This window comes from Amycolatopsis rhizosphaerae (assembly GCF_007713715.1).
Taxonomy (GTDB): Bacteria; Actinomycetota; Actinomycetes; order Mycobacteriales; family Pseudonocardiaceae; genus Amycolatopsis_E; species Amycolatopsis_E rhizosphaerae.
The window spans coordinates 1-1,666 of record NZ_VJWX01000804.1; the positions used below are offsets into that span (position 1 = coordinate 1).

2 protein-coding genes and 1 pseudogene are annotated in these 1,666 nt (G+C 69.7%); all 3 read right to left on the reverse strand.

The window, feature by feature from the left end; translation table 11 throughout:
* Positions 1–378: transglycosylase SLT domain-containing protein (locus FNH05_RS36995; protein ID WP_186382934.1), on the reverse strand; the 378-nt coding region annotated here is incomplete at its 3' end.
* A 180-nt stretch (positions 379–558) separates the two neighbouring features.
* A complete protein-coding gene (locus FNH05_RS37000) occupies positions 559–1,329 on the reverse strand; it encodes an ESX secretion-associated protein EspG (protein ID WP_144593478.1) in 771 nt (256 codons plus the stop codon).
* A 10-nt stretch (positions 1,330–1,339) separates the two neighbouring features.
* Positions 1,340–1,666, reverse strand: a pseudogene (locus FNH05_RS37005) (WXG100 family type VII secretion target); the annotation flags it as partial.

A 1,666-nucleotide genomic window follows, 5' to 3' on the forward strand; every position in this document is an offset into this window, starting at 1 on the left:
GTGGTGCTCGGTGACGTGTTGTGCCGCCTTGCGCGCCTCGGCCAGGTGCTTGCGGTACGCACCGTTGGTGTAGGTGGACCACGGCCCGAAGGACTTGCCGTGGTTGGAAATGGCGTAGGCCGCCTTGGCGTTCTCGTCGGCGTCGAACAGTTCGTCGTTCGAATCGAGGTTGAACTGGTGCCTGCGGGCAGGCCCCATCGACCCCAGCATGTTGACCTGCCACAACCCGTAGGAGTTGTCCGGCGGTGTGCCGTTGTGCGCGCGCGTGTTCCCGCCGGACTCGGCGAGCGCCACGGCCACGGCGGTGGTCAGTGCATCACCGCGGAAGCCGGCCTGGTAGGCGTGCTGCGCGATCTGCTCCGCTGTCAGGGTGCTCATACAGCCACCTTCGTAGAGAATCGACCTTCCCTGGAGGGGCGGTGCGGTGGTCTCCGACCCATCGGCTGCCCCGCTGTTTCAAGGCCTGACGATAGCGGTACATCGCGGGCCCCGAGGGCGAAACCGGAAAACTGGCGCGCCCCAATCGATACGTCCTTTTTGGACATTCCGGCCACACGCCTAGCGGACCCGGTCGACTGCCTCGGCCAGCCGGTCGACCAGCCAGTTCGTGTCCGCCGGGGTGACGGTGACCCACTGCGTGCCTGCCCTGGCGTCCACACTGAGCCCGTAGCGGCCCGCTTCGGTGTCGAGCAGGGTCAGGACCGGCGACCGGCCGCGGGGCCCGTTGGCCGCGAGCTGACCGGAACAGGTGCGGGGCGAATCCGCCAATGTCGACAGTGCGCGTGTCGCCCGGCCGCTGACACCGGCCTGCGACAGCGTCCATTCGAACCCCGAATGCCCCCTCTCGGCGAACGCTTTCATCGCGTCCGAGAACACCTGCCGGGGCAGCCGCACCGCCCCGCCGGGGCCTGCCGGAAGATCGCCCACCACCTCGGCCACCGTGCCGATCAACTGGTCCGGCGGGAACGGACGCAGGGCGAGCTCGGCATGATCGAGCACGGCCAGCACCGCTTCCCGCGTGCCCGCGGCGGCCAGCACGCGCAACGGCACCTCGCCGATCAGCAGTGCGTCGACCGAAAGCCTTGGCCGGACAAGCAAACCGAGTCGCTCTTCGAGGCCGGGATCGAGGGCATCGCCGTCGATCAACCCGGCCTGCGTGAGCGTCGCGAACGCCTGCTCGCCGAGCTCGTCGCGCTCGTCCATGGTGAACCCGTGTGAGCGGACTTCCAGCGGGTACGGGTGGTCGCCGAGTTCGAGCTCCTCCCACAGCAGGTCGAATTCCAGATGGGAGAGCACCATCCCGTCGAGCGTGCTCACGCGCCAGGCCACGGTTCCCCCTTCATTCGCCGAACACCGGTGGATACGCCGGCGGTACATCGTCGAGGAAGTCGAGACCGAGCCCCTCGGTGTAGCGGTTGCGGTGCTCGCCGTCGCCCTCGCCCGGCCTGGCGCCACCGGCGCCCATCGGGGACATGCCCATCGGGCCGGCACCCCTCGCACCCGTCAGACCGGCCGCCGCGGCCGCGCCACCGGCTGTCCCACCGGCCACACCGGTCGTGCCGTAACCGCTGGCGGTCAGGTTCCCGGTGCCGGTTCCGGTGCCGCCGAACGGTCCGGACATGCCCGCACCGCCCGCCGTGCCGGACCCGAACCCCGAGGACATCAC